General features: G+C 69.7%; 1 protein-coding gene. It reads right to left on the bottom strand.

The window, feature by feature from the left end; genetic code table 11:
* On the bottom strand, positions 1 to 9,019 hold a 9,019-nt coding region (locus KIH74_RS35515), incomplete at both ends, for a hypothetical protein (protein WP_214160850.1).

Below are 9,019 nucleotides of genomic sequence, written 5' to 3'. Positions count from 1 at the left end.
ATACGCATGCAGTTCACGAACCGACTCGAAACGGCGTTCCAGACCGTCCGACAACCACCCCTCGGCCTGCGCGACACCCCACGCCGCATGCTCCGGAGTCAGCTTCTTGCCATCGACCCACACATTGACCACGGGCTCGGTGGCTACGCCACCTCCTGCGGGATCCTGCAGAAGAGCATGCCCAGGACCGATCCATTGCCCTCCTACCCACAGGCCACTCAGCGGCAGGGTGCCGTGCAAGCCGGCCTGACCTGTGGAGGAGTACGGGTCCAGCTGCTGAGCGACAAGGTCGTCCACTGACGTCGTCTGCCCGGGCAGCCGGACCGGGCGCATGAGTTCACCCAGACGCCAGCTTCCCTCGGGTTCCCGTTCCCGGGCAGGTTCGATTCCCAGGCGGACGTAGATGTCGTCCGGAAGCGGGACCACCTCTACCCGCATCGGCTCGGTCTCCGGAACCATCGCCCGGTCGGTGAGTGTGCGGATCCGCGAGGCCAGCTCAGGCCGGCTGAGGATGTAGTCAAACAGCGCCAGCCAGGCGGCGTCCGGGTCCGGGAGCTTGCTGATCGGGGCAGCCGTCTCCGTGCTGCGCAGATCACCGTCTCGATTCCACAGGCTGCGCGCCAGCCGCCGGGCCATGTCGCGGACCACGTACAGGGGCGGATCCCGGAATTCCGTTCCGCTCAGTTGCTCTTCCGCGGTGCCGGACTCCCAGCTCAGCGCTCCGTGACTGTTCGAGTCATCCAGCGGCGTGAACTGATCGCTTCCCTCGAGCCCCATCCACTCGGCGACCTGGGACATGAAGTCGGTCCCGGTACGATTCAGCACCGAATAGCGGCGGACCGCAAATTTCGTACGCGACAGCAGCATCCGACTGTTCTCACGATCAGTGCGGTTCCACACCGGACGGGTGAAGAGGTCCGGCTCGGTGCGCTCGTACCGTTTCGCGATCTCGTTGAGATAGGCGTCAGAGAAGGGATTACGTCGCCCCACCACGAACGCGGCATTAGTCCACCCGCCGTTACGGGAGAGATGAACAGCATGACCCGTGGCCCGGGCGGACTCGACCCCCCTGTGCCAGTCACCGACAGCCGTGTCGTGGTCCCGGTAGTCGACCCCGAACGCCCACCCCAGCTCGTGACGCACGATGTCGCTGGCCATAACATAGCCCCTGCCCTGCCGTGCCGCCAGAGCCCGGGCGACCCGTTCCTGCAACCTCATCGGGTTGCCGTCGTGGAACACCTCCCACAGATTGACGATCTTGATGCTGTGCTTCCGCGCCCAGGAGCTCATGTCCTGCACGTCCGGACGCCCGTGCCCGGCCCTGGCGTCCTCGAAGTCCGTCCGTGGGATGTCGGTGAACAGCACCAGCCGAATCTGCTGATCCTTCAGTTCGTCCGCGACGCGGGCCATCTCCTCACGAGCGGTCCGGAGGGAAGGCGTGGCGTCGGTGAAGGCGGAACCGAACCAGATGAAGGCGCGCATGCGCGGAAGCTCATACTCACCGTTCGGCCCGAGTTCCTCGACCTCCAGGGTCGCCAGGTTCTCCGGATCGACTTCTTCCACACGCGGGGCCCGTTTCCGGGTCAGGTCCATGAAGTGGAACAGTGAGACGATCTGCCCGGTCGCGTAGTCCGCGCTGGTCCAGTGGCCCATGAACGACGGGGTAGGGGCACTCACCGGCCCGAACAGGTCGGGTCCCTCCACCGGGTCGATCACCGGGTCGTCGACCGTCAGCGCCTTCAGCCCGGCCAGAAGGCCTTCACGGGTGGATGCCCACGGATCGAACGCCGCGCCCTCCGAAGCCGCACCTGCCTGACGGTTGCGGTCCCGGCCACGCGGGGAACCTCCCAGCAGCCCACCCCGCCAGCCGAACTCGTCGACCAGGGCAAACGTCTCCCGGGTCACCGACTCGAGCGCGGAACGGGTCAGGGGAAGCTCCTCCGCCGGCAACGGCGCACCGTCGGCGTACGCGACCGAGAGAACCATGGCCGTCACGACCGACCTGATCCTGGGCTCCAGCCACCGCACCTGCTCGTCGGTGGCCTCGTTCCGGGACGACGCGTCCGTCTGGAAAGAACCCGCCGCGCGCACGGTCTCCCGGCCGGCGATCTCCCTCGCCAGGTCGATCTGGGCGTCGTCGTGTCCGGCGACGAATCTCTCGGCCCGCGCGGCCAGTTCGCCCAGCCACTCACGCGCCACATCGTCGTCCGACAGGGTGCGGGGTCGGTCACCCGTCGCGCGGCCATCGGCGAACAACTGCCGCATCACAGCGCCCGTCGCGATCTGCCGTAGCTCGTCGCCGACAGCATCCGGGTGGAATGCCTCGGCGGGTTCTTCCGCCGACGGACGATCCGGCTGAGTTGTGGGGCCGGTCACCGATTCCGCGGCGACCGGAGTTTCGTGGGTGACGGCCTCAGCGGTGCCGAGCATCAGAGCCTCGAAAGCGCTCGTCCCGGCAGCGGTCAGGCCGCCCTCGGTCACGACGGGGGCTTGGTCTGCCTCGGGCGCGTCCTGGACGAAGTCGTGAGGGTAGCGTGCCGTCGCGCTGTTCTCGTCGACCGGAAGATTCCACGAGCCCATCTCGCTCGCGTCGAAGACCGACATGTCGTTGAACCGGTGGGCGAAGTTCTCCCGGAGGTAGTTGACATGATTGCGCCCCAGACTGATCAGGCGCACGCCCCGCCAGTTGGCGGCGTCCACCGCGACTTCCCCCATGTGCAGGTTCCGCCAGGTGTGGAACATCCGGAAGTCATCGGTCTCGCCGTGGAGGAACTCCTTCTGCTCGTCGTCGAGGTAGGGATCGCGGTCGGCCTGGAAACGCAGAACGGCGACGACCTTCTGGATGAAGTCCCGCAGTCCGCGGAGGAAGGATCGGCTGAATTCCCGGGCGCCCAGTTTGGTGCGCATGGCCGCCAGCACCTGGCCGGCCGGTGCGTTCGACTGCACCAGCGTCTCGAAAAAGACCACCAGTGTGGGAGCCTGATCAGGCGAGTACCAGAACTCGATGAGGTCGTCCCGGGCCTGCCGGGCCTCGACTTCGGCCTCGGTGACCGGGAACGCCTGATCCGGATGCTCGGCGATGTCCCGGGCGTAGGCCCAGGCCCGGATCAGGTGCCCGCGCGCGACACGGCCCCAGGCGACTCGCGTCAGCTCGGTGAAGTTCGCGTCGTCCAGGGTGCTGAGCGGTGAGGTGAGCGCGAATCCCATCGCTGCATAGACCGATTCAGCACCGACTCCTCTGAGGTCATCCTCCGGATCGAGAGTGAGCTGCCGCGCGCGCCGGGCGTTTCCCCAGACAACTACCTCCCGGAGCCGGGGAAGATCGGTGAGGTCGTCGGTCACGAACGCTTCGGAGATGAAACTCGGCCGGTCAATTCCGGGGGTCAGCTGTCGATCGTCGGGGTTCATCGTGTCGACACCCGGGTCCCGGGTGACAGCACCGATGAGGTCGACCAGATCCATGCGGAAATGGTTGTCGGCGACAAGAATCGCGCCGTGCGGGGCGAAGGAGAACCAGGTGCGCTCACGGTGCCGGACGGGCAGGTTCCCCATGTTGTCGGTGAGACCCTGGACGAAATCGGCAGCCTGGTCCCAGTCCGCGAAGTTCCGGTAGAGCCCGTCCTCGGCCAGAGCGACGAAAGCCTCGTCGAGCCCGGGGGTGAGGGGGTCGATCCGCTCGCCCCCGATCCAGAGGTTCGAGGTCGTCACGGCGGCCGCTGAAGAGCTTTCCGCGGTTCGCCGGCGACGGCTGCTGTGTGAACCGTCCGCAGGCCGAGATCGCCTGAACCACCCAGGCATTCCCCCGATCAGGCTCTCTTGTGGGGGCAGGCGCAGTCCGATCTCCTGCACGAGATCGAACGTCGTGCGGGTGACCGGCTTGAGCATCGTCCGGCTGACCGGCAGTTCACCGGCCTCCATCGGCCCGCCCCGATGGGCGACCGACAGCACCATGGCCGTCACCACCGACCGGACCGCCGGCAGGAGCCGGTCATCCTCCGGCTGGTCCCCGCCCACGTTCCTGGCGTACATGTTTGCCGAGCGGGCGATCTCGAGGTCAGCGATCTCCTGGGCCTGGCGCACCTGAGCGGTGTCGTGCGTATCCACGAACGCGCTCGCGCGCTGCGCCTGCTCGATCACCCAGTCCCGCACCGCCGTCTCGTCCCAGGCAGTTCCGCCGTCCCGCTCGGGATTCTCGCCGAACAGCCGCCGCATCATGACCCCGTCGGCGGTCCGATCCAGTTCGGCCCTGAACGCCTCCGGGGCGAAGGCCCCGACCGGATCCTCCGGTGAGGGCGTTTGCGCGCCGGAGATCATGCCGGTCAGGGCCTCGGCGTCGGTCTCCGGTGAAGCCGCCGGGGCGAGGTCCCGCGCGCTCGCGCCCGACGTCCGGCCGGTGAGGTCCCCATCCTGCGGGAGGGCGAGCTCGACCACGTCGTCCGGCTGTGGTGCGAAACCCGTGCGGCGCAGGATGTCCTGGGCAGCGGCGTCGACAATCTGTTCCCGGTCGGCATCTTCCGGGGGCGCGACGCGGACACTGGTGGACCGGGCGGTGTTCTCGTCGAGGGGCCGGACCTGGATCTCGATGCGGTCACCGTGGGCGAACGCCCCGCCGGCCAGCTCCTGCGCGCGTTCCTGGACCTGACGGGCCAGGTCGGCGGCATCGGCGTCAGAGGCGCCGGCAGAATCCAGGTGCACAGTGAAACGGCTGACGGTCTCCTGCGGCGCCGACTCGAGCCGGTAACGCTGGTAGACGAACGCGGTCTCACCCGTCTCCAGCGCGTCCAGGGCGCTGATCTCGTGCGACGGCGCGTCCTGCTCGTGTGCCACCGTCACCGGTTCCGGCACGGCCCCGAGCGTGTGCTCGACCAGATCCATCGCCTGGGAACGGCTTTCCTGTGCCATCCCGGCGGTCTGCTCGATCACCTCCACCCGATCGGCCAGGACGTCCGGCCCCAGCTCCCGCAGCAGGTCGCCCATCCCCCAGGACAGACCGACCGGCAGGTGGATGTCGCCCTCGGAGGGCAGCAGGTCGCCTGGCAGACTACGGATGGCATCGGCGACCTGGCCGGCGCCGAGCTCCGTCCCCTGACCGGGCGCGGCCACGTACACGTTCCTGGGCGCCTGGCCGCCGCTCAGGGTCACGGCGTCCGGGGCGCTCATCTGATCGACCTGAGACGGTTTCGCTGTCAAGACGATTCCGTCCGCGGCCGGGCTCAGCCACACTCCGGGCAGGGGGGCCTGCTGCGAGGCCAGGACCGCCCGGAAGTAGGAGATCGCACCGCCCTGGTACAGGGCCAGCACGTCTTCCAGCGGCTGCACCTGCGCGGCGACCGCGACCTCGGAGGCGACCTGGGCGGCGAGCTGGCCGTAGCCGGCCGTCAGCAGCGCCTGGAACCGTTCCTGCTGCTGCGCGGCGCCGACCGCGCCGTCCGCCGCCTGCCGCAGCAGATCCCGCACCGTCGAGTCCACCAGGCTCACCACCCGGCGCGCTGCGGTCCGCGTGTGCATCTGCTGGTACTGGGTGAAGCCGGCCACACCGGCGTTGTCGAGCAGCTCGTCGAAGTGGTCGGACAGCCGCTGCTCGAAAGCCTCGATGCTGCGGTGCGTGTCCAGGTAAGCCTGCGCGTCCTGGGTGATCAGCCGCTCGTAACGGGAGGCCAGGCCCGGCGCCGCCGTTTCCGGGGTGGTCTGCGGCAGACTGATGTACGCCGCGCCGTTCAGCCGCTCCTGCTGGGCGAACTCCAGCCACTTGTCCGGGTAGGCCTCCGCCTGCGCGTGACGGACATGCTGTTGCGCAACGGCATTGACGTCGCGCAGGGCACCTTCGATGGAGCGCTGCGAGGCACCCTGGGCCTGCCACTGCGCCCGCAGGAAGTCCCGGTCGGCCTGCATCTGCTCCTGCTGGCTGTCCAGGAAGGCCAGCTGCACAGCCGCACTCACCGTCACCGGCGTCCGTACGGCCGCGGCCGCACCGCTGGCGGCCCGTCCCGCGTGGCCCGGCTCGCCGATGGCCACGTTCTGAGCCCGCTCCTGAACCTGCGAAGTGCGGTACGGCGCGGCCTCGGAGGCCGTGCTCGCCGTGACCTGGTCCGGTCGCTGGGCGAACTGCTGCTCGCCGGCCCGCCCCGCGGGGGCCGGTTCCGGTGCCGGCCGCGGCGAACCGGAGCGGCTGGCGGGAGTGGTGGGAGTGGTGGCGCCTGAGCGTGCCTCCTGCAGAGCGTTCATGACCGCCGCCAGCCGCTCGCGCGTGGCCTGGGCCCCCGAACGTTCCACCGGCACCGCGATGTTGTCCGGCCCGTCGATCTGCTGGGTCCCCAGATACCGGTCCAGCAGAAGCATCCCGGCGAAACCCGAGGCGACCGGCGCCGGGGCGTCGTCCGGCCCGGCGGAACGGCTGACGACCTTGCGGTCGTCGGCGAGGATGTCCTTCAGGCTCTGCTTGCCGTCGGTCAGCAGGTAGTGGTCCACGAAGGCGATGTCCCGGCGGTACCCGTCGAACAGATCGCCCAGGACGTCGTCACTGGCCACGTAGTCCCGGCCGACCGGATCCCGGCCACCGATCAGCTCGTTCCAGTCGTGCGCCGCCCGCCGGATCGTCGTGCGCAGCAGGTGCTGGTCGGCGACCCAGGTGAGCGCCTGCTCGTCGAGCGAACGCATCTGCTGCTCGAACCGGTCGATCCGGCTTCCGGCCACGTGGGTGACCGTCTGGGACCGGCCGGCGCCGAGGAAGTGGAAGACGTCGTCGTGGAACGTCCCCGGTCCTTGCCGGTTCTCCACCCCCTGGTTCCAGATGACGTCGCGCACCTCGCGGATCTCGGCCGCGACCAGCTTCTCCACCATGTTCAGCGCGTCCTGCGGCAGCGCCTGGTCCTGTCCTTCCCCGGTCCTGCGCAGGAAGTCCTGGTGGGCCTGGTTCACCCGGTCCGCGGCCACCGCGTGCACCGCCAGCTCATCGGCCAGCACCGCACTGCGTTCCTCGTCGCTCCTGCGGAAGTGCTGCTCGTACTCGGCCACGGCCTTCTGGAACGTGGCCTCTTCCAGATCTGCCAGCTTGCGCCGATGGTCGGCAGGCTTGACTCCGGACCTGGGCGCGCCGAGCTCGTTCTCGGCCTCGATCCGGGCCTTCTCCAGTGTCGGGGCCTCCGGGACCGAGCCGAACTCCTTGCGCAGGGACTCCACCAGCGCGGGACTGCGTTCCAGGATCTCCGGCACCTGCGACCCCGAGGCCCGCAGGCTCTCCAGCGTCTGGTCGAACACCTGGTTCGCGCGCTCGCGGTATCCGTCCGGGGCATCGGCCGCCAGCTTGTCGTACGCCTCTCCCAGCAGTTTCTCACCGACCTGCTCCGGGTCGACGCGATCCCTACCGGTGACCTCCGGTCCCTGGGCGTGCGCCTCCCGCAGCGCGTCCCGGACGCCGGACTCGATGGTCCGCCAGGCCTCCTCCCGCTCCGGGGAACGCACCGGCGCACCGTCCGGGGTTTCCGCGCCGGAAGACGTCGCCGGGCGCCGGAAGGGGGTGTCGAACCGCTCCCGCAGCGAGGCGATCAGCGTCTCGTCACCGACCGCCTGATCCAGGCGCTCACGCACTCGCGAGAACGCCGACTCCACCGTCGCGTCCCACCGGGCACCGCCACCGTCGGAGCGGTAGGAGTCCAGATTCGCGAAATAGTCTGCCTTGAGCTCGGAATCGATCTCCTTCCACAGGTTCTCCCGCGCCGCATCAGCCTGCTCCCGGTAGGCCTCGCGCTCGCCGGCCGGCAGCGCCTCCGCGCGCTCGTCGCGAACCTGGGAGACGACGTCCCTGAAACCGTCGCGCGCCTGTGACGACGCGAAGGTGTACGCCTCCTCGCTCGCCAGCCGGGCCCGGTACGCCTCCGTGACGGTCTCCACCATCATCTGACGCCGATCGCCCCCGGCCGGTCGGCCCAGCGCGTCGGCGGGCAGCGCCTCTCGGTTCGTGGGCACCGCCGGCGGCTGCGCCACGTCGCCGGGCGCATCGGCCGGGTTGCCGGAGGAACGCTCCGGTCCGGTGGGGACGCCGTCGCTTCCGGTAGCGGGCCGGTCGGCCACGGTCACAGGGCCGTCAGCCGCGGTCGCGGGCCGGTCGGCCACGGTCGCAGGGCCGTCGGCCGCTGTTGCGGGCCTGTCGGCTGTGGTCGCAGCACGCGCGGTCCCGGGCACGGCATCGCCGCTCTCGGTGGCCGGCCGGTCCGCGGTCCGGACCTCGGCCGCGCGGGTGCCGGAGGTCGTGGGCACGGCGTCGCCGCCGGTGGTCCTGGTCTGCGCGTTCGTGGTGCCGGTCCGGGTGCTGTCAGCGGGACGGGAGGCTGCTCCACTCTCCGGAACCCGGGCGGTCCCGGAGACTCCCTGCCCGCTTCCCGTAGCGGCCCGTCCGGTTTCCGCTGCGGTACGGATGGTTTCACCGGCAGAACGGCCCTGGCTCCCATCCGGGGTGACGGTGGCGCCGAAAACCGTTTCGTCCCCGGTCCGCTCGCGGGCACCGGCCACCGAGGGACCGTCGTTCCCCGCCAGCAGCGGTGCGTTCGGGTCGGTCTCGAAAGACGCCTCGTCCCTGCCGCCCAGCGGTTCGATCGGCTCACCGTCGCTGTCGCGGGAGACGAAACTGGCGTCGTCCCCCACGGCGCGCCGCACCGACTCGACCGACGTCACCGGCACCGGCCCCTCGGCACCCGCCGTCGCGTTCTGCCCGGAGCGATTCTGCGTGGCAGGGAGGTTGGTGAAGTCGGTGGCCTGCACGGGAGGCTGCCTGATCGACGCGCCGTCAGAGTTCAGGCTGCTGGTCTCACTGAGATCCCTCTGCCGGGTGCCTTCGCCCAGCAGCGGAGTCGTTTCACCGAACTCGTCACGGCCGGCCCGCACATCGACCGAGCGTTCGCCACCACTGGTGGAGGGGCGGGCGAACGCGGACTCGGCAATGTCGACCTCGGACCCGGATTCCGTCGGCGGGCGCGTCTTCTCGTTGATCGTGGAACTGTCGTCACCACTGATGGTTCGCTCG

This window comes from Kineosporia corallincola (assembly GCF_018499875.1).
GTDB classification, from domain to species: domain Bacteria; phylum Actinomycetota; class Actinomycetes; order Actinomycetales; family Kineosporiaceae; genus Kineosporia; species Kineosporia corallincola.
This window is presented reverse-complemented; position numbering and strand designations above follow the sequence as displayed.